Below are 16,490 nucleotides of genomic sequence, written 5' to 3' on the forward strand. Positions count from 1 at the left end.
AACAGACCGCTGATTTAATTAAACAAATCATACATATGCATCAACCCTTTTCAGGCTACTTGTCCCTGTGTTGATACATTCAATATATCATTTTTTTTAATCACAGTGCTTCTTGTCACTCGATTGGCTTTAATTTATCTACAATTTCTTGACGTTTATCTTCCAGAAATGGCGGTAAATCCAATTTGCTCCCCAAATCTTCAATGGTCGAATCCACCGTAAATCCTGGCTCATCTGTTGCAATTTCAAACATAATTCTATTGGCATCGCGGAAGTAGAGACTGTGAAAATAGTACCTGTCAATAACCCCGGTGGATACAAATCCTTTTTCCTTAATTTTTTCCTCCCACATGCGGAGTTCTTCTTCATTTTTGGCCCGGATGGCCAGATGATGAACACTTCCTCTTCCAGGTCTTTCCACGGAGCCTGCTTCCTCCTTTAATACGATCTCACCAAAAATTTCTCCTTCAATAGACTGCATGATAATTTCTTTCTCTGAAGCGCTCACTTCGATATATCTAAATATTTCCTGTAACGCGTCTTTTGTACTTTTGATATCACGAACCGTTATTTCAACTGATCCAATACCTAAAATAAGATGATCTTTTTTAATATCCGACTTGTCCCAAGGCTCCCAAAAGCCAGGAATATTAGCATCTTTTTTATTGAGTAAAATGAGTCTCAATCCATCAGGATCTTCAAATGAAAGTGCTTCCCGGTTAGCATACGTTGTAATTTCACCATGTTTTACATCCAATGCTTCAAATCTATTTTTCCAGTAAGTTAAACTTTCAACTGACGGGACAAGCAGTCCGATTTGTGTTATGGCATTTGTTCCACGGTGTGTTTTGCCCACTGCAGGCATCTCAAAAAAGGTAAGCTCTGTACCCGGACTGCCAGTTAAATCACCGTAAAATAAATGATACATGCTAGGATCGTCCTGATTAACAGATATCTTCACCCTTCGTAAACCTAGTACTTCTTTATAGAATTTATTCGTAGTTACTGCATCTTTAACAATCATAGACATATGATGATGGCCTAAAATGGCAGACATAGATATTCCTCCATAGTAAATTTTTTCTAATATTTTTTTCCAGCATGCTGACATAATAAAATATCATCATGGGGATGATTATTCGCTTCCAATTGTATAGTTATATGCCCTATTCCCTGTTTCCTCCATTTTTCTTCGATGGTACGCAATATAACCTGACATTCCTCTACTGATTTTTCACCATTTACTACCGCATGACATGATAAAGCATGTTTACCACTAGTAATCGTCCAGACATGCAGATCATGAATGTCATTTACGCCATCAATATTTACGATCGTTTGGATGATATCATCCAGGTTAATATTTTTCGGCGCTCCTTCCATTAATACATGGATAGCATCCTTTAATACTCTCCAGCCGCTAATCAGGATTAAAACAGCAACGATGACACTTGCTAATGGGTCTGCCCAGGCCAAGCCGAAAAACATCATCAGTAGCGCTGCGGTAACTGCACCAACTGATCCTAATAAATCACCTAAAACATGCAGAAAAGCTGCCCGTAAATTGAGGTTCTCTTTCGTATCGCCACCCTTCATGAGTATCCATGCAACTAGAATATTTACCAATAATCCAATGGAGGCGATAATTAACATGCCAGTCGAAGCAACTTCCGGGGGATCCATGAACCGACGAATAGCCTCATAGAAAATAAAGATGGAAATGACGATTAATGTTGCTCCGTTAAAAACAGCAGCCAGTATTTCAAATCGTTTATATCCGTATGTTTTATAATAGTCAGCCGCTTTCTCTCCCATCGTGAATGCGATCAATGCCACCCCTAAAGAAATAGCGTCACTCAGCATGTGTCCTGCGTCGGCTAAGAGTGCCAGACTATTTGTAAGAATCCCTCCGATTGCTTCTACAATCATATAAAAGGCGATGATAAAAAAACTTATTTTTAATGCGCTTTTATTGCTGCTATGTCCGTGATCATGTTCCAACCCCAATGATACCACCTCCATTAAGTTTTTTAATGATGCCTAGCATGGTTAATGGCCTGTTTTAATATATCGATGACATGTTCATCATCGTGTGAATAAAAAAAGTGAGTCCCTTCTCTTCTGTATTTGACCAGGCGCAAACTTTTTAACAGCCGCAGCTGATGAGATACTGCAGACTGCTTCAGATTTAGTGTATTTGCTATTGTGTTAACGGAATACTCATTTTGAAAAAGTAAATGAAGGATACGGATTCTTGTTGGATCCCCTAATGTTTTAAATGTTTGAGAAACCAGGTAAAGCGTTTCCTCATCCATTTCATTTTTCTGTTTCATTTCCTCTGCGTCTTTATTTTCCACTATATATACTACCTCCCTAGGGTATGCAGATTAAACTGCCCCTTCATTCATATATTAACATATGTTCATATAATAACATATTGAAATGCAATAAACATTGCTACATTTTATATTCCACTATATGACAGATTTTCATGTGTTTTGTAGTTGGATTATTTTATACGGTTAATTAATTGGATCATTTGTCACCGGGTAACGATTGAATGAGAATGAGGCTGAGACAGAACTCTGAGTAGTTTTGAAAATACGAACCATCCACCACAGTAGCTCCGGAAATATACGTAGACTCCTGTGGGAGGTCGGCTAAGTTCGGTCACGTCCTGTGACCAACGCCGACACTCGCACATCCTGGGCTTGCGTCGGCATCGGTGAGACCCCGCAGTGCGACAGCACGAGGAGGCTCACCAGCCGCCCACGGAAAGCGAAGTATATTTCCGGAGCGAGTCATAAGATTAATGTTGTTCGGATTTTCGTTTGCTAAAATGGTTCTGTCCCAGCCTCATTCTCATATTTATTGACTATGTTGTAGTTTCTTTTCATTACCTATGCTTTTAATAACCTTGCATTAATCGCTACAATAATTGTACTTAAACTCATCAGTATAGCCCCTGCTGCAGGACTTAACACAATTCCGATCGTAGCCAACATTCCAGCTGCAAGTGGGATAGCGGCAATATTATACCCTGATGCCCACCACAGGTTCTGTACCATTTTACGATACGTTTTCTTTGACAAATTCATGAGCTCAATAACATCTTTCGGGTTGCTCTTAACTAGAACAACATCCGCTGTTTCCATCGCGACATCTGTCCCCGCTCCAATGGCAATCCCTAAATCGGCTGTTGCTAATGCCGGTGCATCATTTACCCCGTCACCTGTCATCGCTACTTTCCAGCCTTTTTCTTTAATTTTCTTCACTTGGTTAGCTTTATCATCCGGCAAAACTTCTGCGTAGACTTCATCCATTCCCAATTGTTCAGCAACCCAGTTCGCTACCTTTTCATTATCGCCCGTAAGCATAATTGAATGTACTCCATTTTCCTTCAAAGCAGCAATCGCTTCTTTTGCTGTTTCACGAACTATATCTGCCAGAGCTATCATTCCAATCAATGCATCTTCAAGCAGAATAAAGACTACTGTTTTTCCTGCTTCCGACATTTGATTAAACTGCTGCTGGTCATAACTCAAATTATTGCTGTTTACATAGCCAGGACTGACTACATTTATTTTCTTTCCGTCTACTTTTCCCTGAATACCTTTACCTGTGATCGATTCAAAATCCGTCAATTCACCTAATATAATTTCCTTTTCATTTGCAGCTTTCACAATTCCGCTGGCTATCGGATGTTCAGAATTTTGCTCTACCGTTGCCGCAAATTTTAAGATTTCATCTTCACTATATCCTTCACCAGGTACAATATCTGTTATACCAAACTCGCCTTTGGTCAGTGTTCCGGTTTTATCAAAAACAACTGCATTAAGATTACGCGCTCCTTCAAAATTCGCACGATTACGGATTAACAATCCTTTTTTAGCTGAAATCGTTGTCGACACGGCTATTACAAGTGGAGCAGCCAATCCCAGTGCATGTGGACATGTTATAACCATGACTGTTACCATTCGTTCGATTGCAACATCGAATGCGTATCCCAGTATTAACCAAATAATTAATGTGACAACCCCTGCAGCCAAAGCCAGGTAAAATAGCCACTTTGCTGCACGATTCGTTAAATCCTGTGTTCTCGATTTTGATTCCTGGGCTTCTTCCACCATCGTAATAACCTGTGATAAATAGGATTCTTCCCCGGTTTTTTCTACTTGAACTGTTAGGGAACCTTCACTGTTAACGGAACCGCCGATTACTTCGTCTCCTTTACATTTTTCCACTGGGATGGATTCCCCTGTAAGCATCGATTCGTCAATGGTTGATTTCCCATCAACGATAGTGCCATCTACAGGAACTCTTTCACCCGGTTTAACAAGCACCTGATCATTATTACGCAGATCTCGTAAAGGAACGTCAATTACATTCCCTTCATCCAATTTATGCGCTTCATTCGGCATTAGTTTTACAAGCTGCTCCAGTGCATTGGATGCACCCATGACCGAACGCATTTCAATCCAGTGACCCAGCAGCATAATGACAACCAATGTTGCCAATTCCCAGAAAAGCTGTGCTCCTTCCAGACCAAATACCACAAAGGAACTGTACACATATGCAATGGTTATAGCCAGAGCAATGAGCATCATCATTCCCGGATTTCTATCTTTAAACTCGCTTATAGCTCCAGTAATAAATGGCCAGCCACCATAGAAAAATATGATTGTTGACAAAGCAAATAAGATATACATATCACCGGTAAATCGCCAATCAACCCCAATAAAACCCTGAATCATTGGTGATAAAGCAAGTATAGGAATCGTAATTATTAAAGAGAAAAAGAACCGTTTTTTGAAATCACCTACCATGTCACCGTGGTCATGGTGGCCGTGATGGCCATGTCCGCCGTGACTGCCATGATGCTGGTGATCTGAGTGATGTTCGTGATGATGGCTGTGCTGTTTTTCATGGTTAAGTTGCTCATGACCCTGGTGGTCTTCGTGGCTTTGATTTTTTTCGTCATTCTTATGTGTCTGTTCATGATGCTTAAGTTCCATAGTTTCCACACCCTCTTTAACTTCCACATTTTTTGAAAACTGCTTTTCGTAGACCCTATACCCCCGCGGGGTAAAAATGTAACATTTATTTACTCTAACCCCCAATAGAACTGCTTAGTCATATTGAAGCTTTACACGCTCAATAACCATGTGATTGCACTCTCATAAAATATCCACAGTATATATATATCTTATACACAATTACTTAAACCATATGCTAGAACCCCTATATTACAGTCTTTTACCCACTTCATATTTATCATCCCGGCAATATCCCCTTGATTAAATAGTTTACTTCTTCCTATATTTTGGTACAATAACGACAGATTATGAAAGGGGAACATCTATGAAGAATAAATGGCTGTTGAGTTTAGCTTTCCTATTGCTTGTATTTTTATTGGCTGCATGTAATGGGGATGAAGAGGACTCAGCTGAAGAGAGCAATGCAGAAACAGAAGATCAGGGAATGGAAGATGATGACCAGTCAGGGATACCCGATATTGATGTAGAAGACGTGCCTGAAGTCATCGCAGAAGTGAATGGAGAAGAAATCACGAGAGATGAATTTATGAACACATATATTGGCCAGTATCAGCAAGGGATGATGCAAGCCCAAATGACTGGTGAAGAAGTGGATCAGGATCAATTAAAACAAGAGGTTGCTGAGGCGCTGATCGGTCAGCAGCTAGTCCTTCAGGAAGCTGAAAGACAGGGAATGGAGGCTTCAGAGGAAGAGATAGACCAAACATTAAATGAACTTCTGGCACAAAGTGGTGTAGAATCACAGGAAGCGTTTTTTGAGGCGCTGGAAGAACAAGACGTGACCGAAGAAGAAGTAATTTCCCAGATAGAAATACAAGTAAAAGTGGAAGCCCTGATTGCCAGTGAAGCCGGTGATCTCGAACCAACAGATGAAGAATTGGAAGAAACTAATACAACAATCAGTAGCACAAAAAGAAACAGAAGCTTATCTGGCACTTGTTGAAGGACTCGAATCTGAAGCGGATATTACAAATCATCTATAATAGAAATCAGCTGGGAAGTTCACCAGATGGACGGCATTCTCAAGTACTAATCAGCGTATACAGCCTTTCTATCTGCTGAGTCTTCTAGCTCTACACCGATAGATCCCTTCTATCGTTTTTTATCCTATAAACCCGATCCACCCCTCCAGTTATATAAATGCTCTTGCTTTTGCTTATACTCCAAGCTATAATTATCCGCAGTACTAGTAATATCATATAATTTACACAGTATTTATATACTTTTTACACATTTGGTAAAATCATTTACTCTAATGCGCTCATGACAATATTTAAGTTCCTTATTACAGTGGAGGCTGCAATTTCTAGGTATATTGAAGGGTTTACATCGAACAATAATCTGTTACAATTGCCAATATCATAAGTGAAAGGAGAACGTCGATGAAGAAAAAATGGTTGCTTAGTTTATCCCTCTCATTACTTGTATTTGTCATCGCAGCATGCGGTAATGATGAAGATAACTCAGCTGAAGATAACAATGAGGGGTCAGAAGAAGCACAGGAAGAAACTACTGAAGACGGTGGACAAGCACCGGAAGCTGGTACTGAACAAGCGGAAATGCCAGAACCTGATTTGGAAAACATCCCAGATGTTGTGGCTGAAGTGAATGGAGAAGAAATAACCAAGGATGAATTTGAAACCACATATGTGGGACAATTTCAGCAAGCAATGATGCAAGCCCAAATGTCAGGTCAGGAAGTGGATCAGGATCAATTAAAAGGACAAATTGCAGAAGCCCTGATTGGTCAGGAGCTTATCATCCAGGAAGCTGAGAACAAAGGTTTTGAAGCTTCTGAGGAAGATGTCGATGAAACACTGGCGGAACTCGTAGAACAAAATGGATTAAATTCTCAGGATGACTTCTTTGCTGCTCTGGAGGAAGAGGGCCTAACTGAAGATGAGGTAAGATCCGATCTTGAAACACAAGTAAAAATAGAAGCACTCATCGCCAGTGAATCCGGTGACATGGAACCGACAGAAGAAGAGCTGGAGGAACTTTACGAAGCATATACAGCCTCAATGGAGCAACAGCAGGGCGATGAAGCAGAAATTCCATCTTTTGAAGAAATGGAACCTCAACTTACACAAGAGCTAGTAGGTCAAAAGGAAACAGAAGTTTACCAGACACTTGTCGAACAACTGCAGGCAGAGGCAGATATTACAAATAACCTATCATAAGGAATGAACCAGATCTTCATCAGATCTGGTTTTTTTGTACTATTCATTTATTGTGTGGCTTCATATATACGTTATTGCAAACTTCCAAGGAATAGAAATAGATATGAACGTGATAAAAGTGAATTTAAGTGTTCTCGGACCTTAACTGCATCATAGACATAATAGTATAGAAAAGGTAAGATATAACAATAAAAGACCAGATATGGAACTTCTACTTGCACTTTAAAAGTATGAAATATATAATAATATAAAACCCAATATAACTCTGGCGATGAAAAAGGCGCAGTACAATTTTCCCGCTGATTCTCTAGAGAGCTTGTGGCAGGTGAAAACAAGCATCAAGGTAAATTGGAATTGGACTTTAGAGCTTAATAATTAATGAAGTGATCTTACAAGCTTAAGATAATTAGGGTGGCAACGCGGTTCATTCGTCCCTTTCCCGGGGGGTAAATGAGCTTTTTTTATGCTTAAAATCAACTGCTTTCCCTATACAATAAAAAATGGAGTGAAATAAAATGAAAACAATTTTTTCTGGTATTCAGCCGAGTGGTACATTAACACTCGGAAATTATTTAGGCGCACTTCAGCAGTTTGTTCAGCTGCAGGAAGATTATCAATGCTACTTTTGTATCGTTGATGAACATGCGATTACTGTACCGCAGGATCGCTTGGAATTACGGAATAATATCCGTTCTCTTGCTGCATTGTATCTTGCTTCAGGGATTGATCCGAATAAATCGACATTATTCATCCAATCGGAAGTTCCTGCACATACCCAGTTTGGCTGGGTACTGCAATCGATCAGCTATATCGGGGAACTTGAGCGGATGACGCAGTTCAAAGATAAATCGGAAGGGAAAGAAGGCGTCTCTTCTGCTCTATTAACCTACCCGGCGCTAATGGCTGCTGATATCCTGCTTTATCAAACAGATTTAGTACCTGTCGGTGAGGATCAGAAGCAGCATCTGGAACTGACAAGAGACCTTGCCCAACGCTTTAACAACCGATTTAACGATATTTTCACCATACCTGAGGTGCGTATTCCTAAAGTTGGTGCACGAATTATGTCTCTGCAGGAGCCAACAAAGAAAATGAGTAAATCTGATACGAATGAAAAAGGCTTTATTTCCATGCTGGACGAGCCAAAGAGAATAGAAAAGAAAATAAAAAGCGCTGTTACAGATTCAGAAGGAGTCGTCAAATTCGACAAGGAGAATAAACCTGGTGTTTCCAACCTGCTGACTATTTATTCCAGCTGTACGGGGAAATCAATAGAAGCACTAGAAGCAGTGTACGAAGGAAAAGGTTATGGTGATTTTAAACAAGGCGTGGCTGATGCCGTTGTTGACATTTTAAAACCAGTACAGGAAAAATACGATGCGTTAATGACGTCTGATGAACTGGATAATATCTTGGATGACGGCATGGAAAAAGCGTCCATTACCGCAAATAAAACCGTAAAAAAGGCGAAAAAGGCAATGGGACTTGGAAGGGTACAAAAGAAAAAGTAACCTATTTAAAGGGCGCCTTCAGATAAAAGGCGCCCATTTTCACTCAATTTTGTTTTGATGCATTTTGTTCTTTTCCATTTTCGACTTCCCAGATCTTTTCCAAAAACGGCTGACCCTTAATTAATTTTCCGCATAAATCTTCATGTGCCGAACTCCAGCCTTCTTTTATTCCGTTATATAATGCATCCCATACTGTATCCTCGTTCATTGAACGGATAAATGGGTAATTTTTCGGATCCCATTCCGTTAACCAGTATCTCAATTCTTCCAGATTATTTGCCGTACGTAATTGATCCAAGCCCATCATAAGCAGCTGCTTCAGCTGGCGTTCTCTTCTGGTCAATCCAAAAATAAACTCGGGTTCAGGTGAGAGCAAATGATACTCCTTTTTATAGTCTGTACCGTCAAACTTGAAGGACTGCTGCTTTGCATTTCTAATCATATCAAAAACCAGCTGCTCCTGCCGTGGAATCAACCGGCTTTTACGTACAGGAATTTCGTATCCAATCGTATCAAAGGCGACTATATCATTCCCGTCTGTTACAATGCAGGCATAATCCAGTACAGACCTTTCATGTCCTTTACGTATGTACGCACGCCTATAAATCGAATCCAGCAACGCTTTAGGCAAATCATGCATGTCATTTTCAATATACTTGTACAACTCTTCTGTTATGTACAATAAGGGAACCTGATCAAGAAGTTCAATGCCGTCTTCTTTTCGCCATTCGTGAAAATAACAGACATTATAACCGTTCTCCTCACCTTCAAACCAATTCACCCATACGTCGTGCATGTATAACATAAACAACCCTCTCTTTAAAACATAACTTAAAATACATTATGACCATCATTTAGAAAAATATTCTAAGATCGTAAAGATTAAGAGCTGTTCGGAAAACGATAAATGACAAAAGTCATGAGGATAAAACCAATTGGCAGGAAATAACTTTCCAGTCTGCCAGATATAAAAATAAAATAATCAGCCCAGGAAAGCCCTGCAGGAAGAAAGTTCATGTAAGCAATGAGGGTTACTCCGCCTGTAACTGCTAGTCCAAACCCTATTAAAAATATAAATATATACCCCATTTTCCACCCACCCATGATTTCTATAATAGAATATATGCTTGTACACTATTTTTCATGAGTAATGGCTCCTATTTTTTTATGTTCTTTTTTGCTGTTTGAATTAGACGTATTACCATGCGTTTATTGTAGAATTGGAAACACATTCAACTATAGCAACTTCGCTGGTGGAGTCCTATGGTACCTCATTTTGCATATTTAGCCAAATGACATGCCATAACAGAACTCTATAGTACGTCATTTCGTATATTCTTCACAATGACATACCATAGCAACTCTTTCAGTAATAATAGATGAAGCCAAAACAAAAAAGCCAATCAGCATACACTAATCAGCTTTTTAGTGGCCTTCCTGTTCAACAGCCATTTCACTTACTCATATTTTTTAAAAACTAGTGCAACATTATGACCGCCAAAACCAAATGAGTTACTTACAACTAAATTTACATCCTGTTTTCTTGCTTCGTTTGCCACATAATCCAAATCACAATCCGGGTCGGGATTTTCATAGTTTACGGTTGGCGGGACGATGCCATCTTCAATTGCCTTAACAGAAATAACTGCTTCTACGCCGCCTGCTGCTCCAAGCAAATGACCCATCATAGATTTGGTAGAAGAAATAGAAACTTCCTGGGCATGGTCTCCAAGCACAGTTTTGATAGCTTCTGTTTCATATTTATCATTCAGCGCTGTACTTGTCCCATGTGCGTTAATATAATCTACTTCATTTGGATTCACCCCTGCATCGTCAAGGGCATGCTGCATGGCTCGGGCCGCTCCCTCTCCGTGTTCAGCAGGTGCTGTAATATGATAAGCATCTCCTGTAGCACCGTATCCGACAATTTCCCCATAAATATGTGCTCCTCGCTCCAGTGCTGATTCCAATGTCTCAAGCACCATAATGCCTGACCCTTCACCCATCACGAATCCATTGCGTTCTTTGTCAAAAGGCCGGCTTGCTTTATGCGGGTCTTCCGTAGTGGATAAAGCCTTTGCAGATGAAAATCCGGCAAACGACATATTGGATATCGGTGCTTCTGTTCCGCCGGCAATAATATAATCCACATCACCGCGCTGGACCGATTTAAATGCATCCCCAATTGAATTTGCACCAGATGCACAAGCCGTTACCGTACAGGAATTAATCCCTTTTGCTCCAAGTTGAATTGAAACTTGACCGGCTGCCATATCGGGAATCATCATTGGTACAAAAAACGGACTTACTCGTCTTGCACCCTTAGTTAGATATTTTTCATGCTGGTCTTCCCATGTGGACATTCCGCCAATACCGGAACCAATCCATACACCAACCCGATGTGCATTTGAATCATCGATCGTAAGCTTGGCGTCCTCGACTGCCATTTTAGAAGATGCAACTGCATATTGTGTAAATGGATCCATTTTCCTGGCATCCTTTTTATCCATAAAATCTGTCGGATCAAAATCCTTTACCTCTGCTGCAATCTTTGTAGGAAACTCGTTTTTATCTACTTTTGTTACAAAATCAATACCAGATTTACCTGCCACAACATTCTTCCACAATGTGTCAGCATCATTACCCAGTGGTGTGACAGCACCTAGGCCTGTAATGACTACTCTTCTTATTTCCATACCGTTTTTTCCTCCTATTAAATATACAACGTGTGCTTCCTGCCTGCTTACAAGCGTCAGTTTCATCAATTGCTGGAGATAGAAAATGCTTAAAACTAAAGCTTCTTTTCTTATCCTTCATTCAAACGCCTCGTTATCTGCCCCAGCGCATGGAAACTGCACCCCATGTCAAGCCGCCTCCAAAGCCTACTAATACAATGTAATCATTATCTTTTATTTTACCATCTTTTACTGACTGTGATAAAGCCATAGGTATAGAGGCTGAGGAGTTATTTCCATATTTGTTTATTGTTACTGCCATTTTATCTCTTGATATACCAATTCGCTCTCTGGCTGCATCCATAATGCGAATATTTGCTTGGTGCGGCACCAAAAAATCCACGTCCTCTTTGGTATAACCAGCCTTTTCCACAACGTGAACGGTTGACTCAGGCATTTGCCTTACCGCAAATTTGAATACTTCACGTCCATTCATCTCAAAATAACCTTTTTCATTTTGAAATAAGTCTCTTCCTCCCGCACCATTTGCTCCCAGTTCAAAAGATAGAATGCCTTTTTCATTTGAAACTTCACTCATCACAACTGCTCCCGCACCGTCTCCCAACAGAACGCAGGTTGAACGATCCTCCCAGTTTAAAATGGGGGACAATTTTTCCGCTCCTACAACCAAGACATGCTTGTATGCATTTGTTTCAATAAATTGCTTGGCAGTAACCATGGCATACATAAATCCTGCACAGGCAGCACCAACATCCATGGCTGCTGCATTAGTTGCTCCCAGCCGGTCTTGTATGACGCAAGCTACCGATGGAAATCCAGTGTCAGGCGTCACGGTGGCAACGAGTATTAATTCAATATCCTCTGGCTGAACCCCTGAATCTTCCAATGCTTGTTCCGCAGCATGAAACGCCATATCTGATGTCTTCACATCATCCCCGGCGAACCTTCTCTCTTCAATTCCGGTTCTCGTTCTGATCCATTCATCCGTTGTATCCACTATTTTTTCCAGATCTTTATTGGTCACTACTTTTGATGGGATATAATGGCCAGTACCTAATACACCTACTTGCATATTTCCATCTCCTCTTAATTACGTAATGTTATTATCAATTCTTATGAGTTGGTACTAATTTTAATGTATATTGATCCTATTTTCAAGGCTCTATTTCTATCTGCCTTTCTGCCGTGGAGCAGAATGACCAATCATTTCTCATTCGGAAGCAGGCCTGTGTCCATATAATCATCGATGGCCTCACTTATATCATCCTTGAAGTCATCCGTAACATATGGGCTGAATTCACCCAGTGTAATGGCTTCTTCCTGAAAATCAAATGTTTTAATCGTGCCATTTAAGTCTCCATTATTAAAGTCTTCCGCGGCTAATTCATAAAGCTTGTCCACATGCTGCACGGTACTTGTTAAAACCATTTCTTCGCCAATCCCGGCTTGATCTTCTACATAACCGATCGCATATAAATTGTCCATACTGGCCTCCTGAATAATCGTTCTGCTGAACATATCCCCTGTTGGATAAAATACATCCACGTTCTTATTTTTCATATCTTCATATATATCGATCGCTGACTGCGTATCATTCCAGTCATTAATGATATCCATTTGTACCTCAGCAGAAGGGTTATGAAAATTCACACCCTCAAAAAAGCCTTCAATTTCAGGCTGCCATTCATAAGCAGCAACGATCCCAACCTGGTTCGCTGTTGTCATTTCTCCAGCAGTCATTCCTGCAAAAAAACCCATGGCATGGGAACTAAAATTAAGACTGGTTACATTCTCAGTAAAATAGCCGCCATTAAAATACACAAAATGCACGTCAGGGTAATTTTCTGCAATATCAGCAAAATGACGACCATATATACTGCTGTGCCCGAATATTAAATTCACGCCGTCGTATATGAACTCATCGACTGCACGAATAATATCTTGTTTCGTACTTACATTCTCCTCGTAGAATACATTTACATCATATGTTTCACCAATTGCAGTTAAGCCGTCATACCCTTTTTCTCCCCATGCCTGTTCTTCTATCGTGCTATCAATAAGCATACCAACATTCTGAATTTCACCTTGGCGGTCAGTACAGCCTGTTACTGCAAAAAATATGAGAATCATTCCAAAAGCTGTTAATATGCTTTTCAAAAAAGCACCCCCATGCTGTCCTTTTTAATTAAAAAGGACGATATATTTCCATTTTAAACCGTTAGGAGGAGAAAGTTAAATGGATTCATCCTTACATTTTATTAACGATTGTAAATTTTTCTATACGTTGCATAATGCTCTATTACTTGATTTAACTGTTCTTCTATAGGTCCATTGTCACGAAGATAGAGCAAATTTTCAAGTTTTACACGTTCGCTTTTATCATTCTTTGATATGATTTCCATTTCCTGATTATTATTTCCCTTTTGCATCCATTGTACAAATACTTTTGTAAAATCCTTAATATAAATGGATTTGGTTAAAAAATATTCGGAATCAAATGAGATAAACTTTTTATTCACATACATTCCTTGTTTGTTCATCGGCATCCATTCACCAAAAAGCAACGGCACTTGAATATAAGCTATGCCATCTATTTTATGCTGATTATCTATTGGGTTTACAATATATGTTTTTTCAGTTTTCACATTGTCCACCGGCTGATGAAGAGAAATAACTGCGTGATAATGTTTTTTTTTATAATCATCTGTTATGGAAAAGTTACTGTTTCTGCCAAAGAACATTAATAAATAATCATCTTTTTCCTTATTTTCTAATCCTTCTACTTTATACCCGGCATTTAAAAATTCCTCTATGAGATGATAACTGATCCAATGATTACAGTCATTTACTAAATGAGTCATATAAAACCCTCCTTAGAAAGAAGTAAAAATTTATTTCCATCTGCACTCAAGTTTACAGTATCCCGGAACTATAATTATGTGTGACAAAAATTTGAACTGGCTTGTAAAGTTGAATATACAGTACCTCAACAGAAAAGAAATGCTTTTCTTTTTATCTGCAATTTGATAAACTAATTTATGTGTGAACAACGGATTTTTCGATAAAATAGAGGTGTGAAGATATGCGTTATGTAATGACAATCATTTGGGCAGCATTGATAGGTGTTGTTCTATCATATGTACTATCAAGTATGGCGGCAGAACCGTTCAATGTATCAGCTACCATTGCATTTATCATCATTGTCAGCCTGGCAGTATTGCTGCTCGGTGAAGGAGTTTTAAAGGGAGAAAAAGAAAGTTAATAGAATGGACAATTTTGATATGCAATCAACCCTTGCCTTTAAGGATTTGAATGGGCAAGGGTTCTATTTTCATTAAGGATGGAATCGGACAAGGATTTTGGGGACATACTTGCCCTTTTCCTTTAATACCATGGTAAAGTAGCTAATGTAACAAGCGCAGCTAATGGAAGTACAAGCCTGCTGAACCTGCGCGGCGGGTATCCGTAACCATAGCCGTAGCCTGGTCCGGGTGCATAGCCAGGACCATATCCCGGATAGCCGAATCGCTGATGGTCATGTTGGTAAGCATGGGTGTGCTGTTGTTCATGGGTCTCAAGTGGCACTGCCATATATACATATTCATCATCAAGCCCTGTGATGATTCCATCTACTTTTGTGCCATCAACTAATTCGGCAAGTACGTAAGAATGCATATGCTCTTTACATAAATGATACATTTTATTATGATTAGAATTCAAATTTATCAACTCCCTCACCAACTAGACTATTCAACTATACATGGGTTGGTGACTCAGTTGGCTGATAATGAAGAAGGAGAATTATTCATGGAAATGATGAATGAATTATGGACATTGATTAAATATTTAGTGTTGGGACTTATTCAGGGATTTACAGAACCAATCCCCATTTCCTCCAGCGGGCATTTAGTTATTCTCCAGGATCTTTTCGGTTTGGTTGCTGATGGGTTATCCTTTGAGATTCTGGTAAACTTTGGCTCCCTCATAGCTGTATTAATCATTTATAGAAAAGACATTATCCGGCTCATTCAAAATGGCCTGTTATACATAGTGAAAAAAGAAGATACCGCTAAAGATGATTTCCGCTTTATTGTATTTTTGGTGATCGCCACTATCCCAACAGGAATTCTCGGATTGCTTTTTGAAGATGTCATCAGTGACCAACTGAGCGGTGTAGCAACAGTTGGCTATACCCTGCTGATCACCGGAGTTGCACTATGGATCATCCGCAATCTGCGGGGAAGGAAAAATGATGGAGATTTGACGGTAAAGGACGCTGTTATTATTGGGTTTGCCCAGGCAGTTGCACTGATCCCCGGGATCAGCCGTTCCGGTGCTACTATCGTTGCTGCCATGCTTCTTGGCATGAAGCAGGAAACGGCATTGCGGTTTTCTTTCCTGCTTTACATACCAGTGAGCCTGGGAATTACCGTGCTTTCCGTTACGGATATTATTCGTGATCCGGATTTTGACACGCTTATGATACCTTATGCCGTTGCATTTATAGCGTCCATTATTGCATCCTATTTTGCTTTGAAATGGTTTATCAACGTTATGAGAAGAGGGAATCTAAAATATTTTGCCTTCTATTGTTTCATCGTCGGTTTCCTTGTTATTTTATTTTTGTAGAATATGGTTAAGTTGAGGCTGGGACAACACAATTTTAGTAAACAGAAATCCGAGCATCCTTATATTTGTGCTTAAAACCAGCTCGCCACTACCGCTATTTCGCTCCATTTATTTGAAGGATTGATCCGGAGCTGGGAATTAACATGCTGGATTTGGGACTTATATACAGTATTGGTGTCTATGCGTATAATGATCTTCTTATAAAAATGACACTTACTACACTTGACTGTCCCATGCACGACAATATTATAAAGTGAAACTTCATTCAGTGGGGGTTTTCTTTTCATCCCCCACTGAAACAACCATGGCTATGCTACGCATCGCCACCAACTACCATGAAAATGAATTTCTAAACGAAATAGAAGTATTCATTTAGAAAAATATGGAGATATAGTTAATAACAATACGACCAGACTG

General features: G+C 39.7%; 17 protein-coding genes and 1 other annotated feature. Of the genes, 6 read left to right on the top strand and 11 right to left on the bottom strand.

What is annotated here, in order from left to right; all coding sequences use genetic code 11:
• Nucleotides 1-115 precede the first annotated feature (115 nt).
• From ACDX78_RS01875 to ACDX78_RS01890, 4 genes are all read right to left on the bottom strand, one after another.
• Complete coding sequence (locus tag ACDX78_RS01875; RefSeq protein ID WP_486024843.1) at nucleotides 116-1,057, bottom strand: ring-cleaving dioxygenase; 942 nt, start codon at nucleotides 1,055-1,057, stop codon at nucleotides 116-118.
• A 26-nt stretch (nucleotides 1,058-1,083) separates the two neighbouring features.
• Nucleotides 1,084-2,007, bottom strand: coding sequence for a cation diffusion facilitator family transporter (locus ACDX78_RS01880; RefSeq protein ID WP_486024844.1), 924 nt, complete (start codon nucleotides 2,005-2,007; stop codon nucleotides 1,084-1,086).
• A 23-nt stretch (nucleotides 2,008-2,030) separates the two neighbouring features.
• Nucleotides 2,031-2,333: an ArsR/SmtB family transcription factor gene (locus tag ACDX78_RS01885; protein ID WP_486024884.1), complete on the bottom strand. Its 303-nt coding sequence runs from the start codon at nucleotides 2,331-2,333 to the stop codon at nucleotides 2,031-2,033.
• Between the two features lie 567 nt (nucleotides 2,334-2,900).
• A complete protein-coding gene (locus ACDX78_RS01890) occupies nucleotides 2,901-5,015 on the bottom strand; it encodes a heavy metal translocating P-type ATPase (RefSeq protein ID WP_486024845.1) in 2,115 nt (704 codons plus the stop codon).
• 346 nt (nucleotides 5,016-5,361) lie between these two features.
• On the opposite strand from ACDX78_RS01890, the gene ACDX78_RS01895 reads away from it, so the two are divergent.
• The 3 genes from ACDX78_RS01895 to trpS all read left to right on the top strand — a co-directional run bounded on the left by ACDX78_RS01895 (nucleotide 5,362) and on the right by trpS (nucleotide 8,748).
• The gene (locus ACDX78_RS01895; RefSeq protein WP_486024847.1) at nucleotides 5,362-6,000 is read left to right on the top strand and encodes a SurA N-terminal domain-containing protein; all 639 of its coding nucleotides are present in this window, start codon (nucleotides 5,362-5,364) and stop codon (nucleotides 5,998-6,000) included.
• Nucleotides 6,001-6,439: 439 nt separating this feature from the next.
• Entirely contained in the window at nucleotides 6,440-7,237 is a 798-nt protein-coding gene (locus tag ACDX78_RS01900; protein ID WP_486024848.1) for a SurA N-terminal domain-containing protein, read from the top strand.
• 262 nt (nucleotides 7,238-7,499) lie between these two features.
• Nucleotides 7,500-7,676: a binding site (T-box leader), on the top strand.
• Nucleotides 7,677-7,752: 76 nt separating this feature from the next.
• Nucleotides 7,753-8,748 (top strand): tryptophan--tRNA ligase, encoded by a 996-nt coding sequence (trpS, locus tag ACDX78_RS01905; protein ID WP_486024849.1) that lies wholly within the window; start codon nucleotides 7,753-7,755, stop codon nucleotides 8,746-8,748.
• A 43-nt stretch (nucleotides 8,749-8,791) separates the two neighbouring features.
• Here trpS and ACDX78_RS01910 read toward each other — a convergent pair whose 3' ends face one another.
• From ACDX78_RS01910 to ACDX78_RS01935, 6 genes are all read right to left on the bottom strand, one after another.
• A complete protein-coding gene (locus ACDX78_RS01910; protein WP_486024851.1) occupies nucleotides 8,792-9,553 on the bottom strand; it encodes a DUF3603 family protein in 762 nt (253 codons plus the stop codon).
• 77 nt (nucleotides 9,554-9,630) lie between these two features.
• Nucleotides 9,631-9,837 (bottom strand): YuzI family membrane protein, encoded by a 207-nt coding sequence (locus ACDX78_RS01915; RefSeq protein WP_486024853.1) that lies wholly within the window; start codon nucleotides 9,835-9,837, stop codon nucleotides 9,631-9,633.
• 368 nt (nucleotides 9,838-10,205) lie between these two features.
• Entirely contained in the window at nucleotides 10,206-11,444 is a 1,239-nt protein-coding gene (gene fabF, locus ACDX78_RS01920; protein ID WP_486024854.1) for a beta-ketoacyl-ACP synthase II, read from the bottom strand.
• A gap of 133 nt (nucleotides 11,445-11,577) precedes the next feature.
• Nucleotides 11,578-12,516 (bottom strand): beta-ketoacyl-ACP synthase III, encoded by a 939-nt coding sequence (locus ACDX78_RS01925; protein WP_486024855.1) that lies wholly within the window; start codon nucleotides 12,514-12,516, stop codon nucleotides 11,578-11,580.
• A 131-nt stretch (nucleotides 12,517-12,647) separates the two neighbouring features.
• Nucleotides 12,648-13,601: a BMP family ABC transporter substrate-binding protein gene (locus tag ACDX78_RS01930; RefSeq protein ID WP_486024856.1), complete on the bottom strand. Its 954-nt coding sequence runs from the start codon at nucleotides 13,599-13,601 to the stop codon at nucleotides 12,648-12,650.
• Between the two features lie 101 nt (nucleotides 13,602-13,702).
• Nucleotides 13,703-14,305, bottom strand: coding sequence for a hypothetical protein (locus tag ACDX78_RS01935; RefSeq protein WP_486024858.1), 603 nt, complete (start codon nucleotides 14,303-14,305; stop codon nucleotides 13,703-13,705).
• Between the two features lie 221 nt (nucleotides 14,306-14,526).
• Between ACDX78_RS01935 and ACDX78_RS01940 the strand changes: the two genes are divergently transcribed.
• Nucleotides 14,527-14,706 (top strand): DUF2929 family protein, encoded by a 180-nt coding sequence (locus tag ACDX78_RS01940; RefSeq protein WP_486024859.1) that lies wholly within the window; start codon nucleotides 14,527-14,529, stop codon nucleotides 14,704-14,706.
• A 122-nt stretch (nucleotides 14,707-14,828) separates the two neighbouring features.
• On the opposite strand, the gene ACDX78_RS01945 is transcribed toward ACDX78_RS01940, so the two are convergent.
• Nucleotides 14,829-15,164 (bottom strand): hypothetical protein, encoded by a 336-nt coding sequence (locus ACDX78_RS01945; protein ID WP_486024861.1) that lies wholly within the window; start codon nucleotides 15,162-15,164, stop codon nucleotides 14,829-14,831.
• 96 nt (nucleotides 15,165-15,260) lie between these two features.
• Here ACDX78_RS01945 and ACDX78_RS01950 point away from each other — a divergent pair, with 96 nt between their 5' ends.
• Both ACDX78_RS01950 and ACDX78_RS01955 read left to right on the top strand, forming a co-directional pair.
• Nucleotides 15,261-16,073 (top strand): undecaprenyl-diphosphate phosphatase, encoded by an 813-nt coding sequence (locus ACDX78_RS01950; protein ID WP_486024886.1) that lies wholly within the window; start codon nucleotides 15,261-15,263, stop codon nucleotides 16,071-16,073.
• Nucleotides 16,074-16,204: 131 nt separating this feature from the next.
• On the top strand, nucleotides 16,205-16,330 hold the full coding sequence (locus tag ACDX78_RS01955) for a hypothetical protein (RefSeq protein WP_486024888.1): 126 nt from the start codon (nucleotides 16,205-16,207) through the stop codon (nucleotides 16,328-16,330).
• Nucleotides 16,331-16,490 lie beyond the last annotated feature (160 nt).

This window comes from Virgibacillus oceani, from assembly GCF_041521345.1.
Taxonomy (GTDB): domain Bacteria; phylum Bacillota; class Bacilli; order Bacillales; family Amphibacillaceae; genus Virgibacillus_N; species Virgibacillus_N oceani_A.

Excerpts from the sequence above, each read along its gene's own strand:
- ACDX78_RS01875 (WP_486024843.1), bottom strand. The coding sequence starts at position 1,057 with ATGTCTGCCATTTTAGGCCATCATCATATGTCTATGATTGTTAAAGAT.
- ACDX78_RS01885 (WP_486024884.1), bottom strand. The coding sequence starts at position 2,333 with ATGAAACAGAAAAATGAAATGGATGAGGAAACGCTTTACCTGGTTTCT.
- ACDX78_RS01890 (WP_486024845.1), bottom strand. The coding sequence starts at position 5,015 with ATGGAACTTAAGCATCATGAACAGACACATAAGAATGACGAAAAAAAT.
- ACDX78_RS01895 (WP_486024847.1), top strand. The coding sequence starts at position 5,362 with ATGAAGAATAAATGGCTGTTGAGTTTAGCTTTCCTATTGCTTGTATTT.
- ACDX78_RS01900 (WP_486024848.1), top strand. The coding sequence starts at position 6,440 with ATGAAGAAAAAATGGTTGCTTAGTTTATCCCTCTCATTACTTGTATTT.
- trpS (WP_486024849.1), top strand. The coding sequence starts at position 7,753 with ATGAAAACAATTTTTTCTGGTATTCAGCCGAGTGGTACATTAACACTC.
- ACDX78_RS01910 (WP_486024851.1), bottom strand. The coding sequence starts at position 9,553 with ATGTTATACATGCACGACGTATGGGTGAATTGGTTTGAAGGTGAGGAG.
- ACDX78_RS01915 (WP_486024853.1), bottom strand. The coding sequence starts at position 9,837 with ATGGGGTATATATTTATATTTTTAATAGGGTTTGGACTAGCAGTTACA.
- fabF (WP_486024854.1), bottom strand. The coding sequence starts at position 11,444 with ATGGAAATAAGAAGAGTAGTCATTACAGGCCTAGGTGCTGTCACACCA.
- ACDX78_RS01925 (WP_486024855.1), bottom strand. The coding sequence starts at position 12,516 with ATGCAAGTAGGTGTATTAGGTACTGGCCATTATATCCCATCAAAAGTA.
- ACDX78_RS01935 (WP_486024858.1), bottom strand. The coding sequence starts at position 14,305 with ATGACTCATTTAGTAAATGACTGTAATCATTGGATCAGTTATCATCTC.
- ACDX78_RS01940 (WP_486024859.1), top strand. The coding sequence starts at position 14,527 with ATGCGTTATGTAATGACAATCATTTGGGCAGCATTGATAGGTGTTGTT.
- ACDX78_RS01950 (WP_486024886.1), top strand. The coding sequence starts at position 15,261 with ATGAATGAATTATGGACATTGATTAAATATTTAGTGTTGGGACTTATT.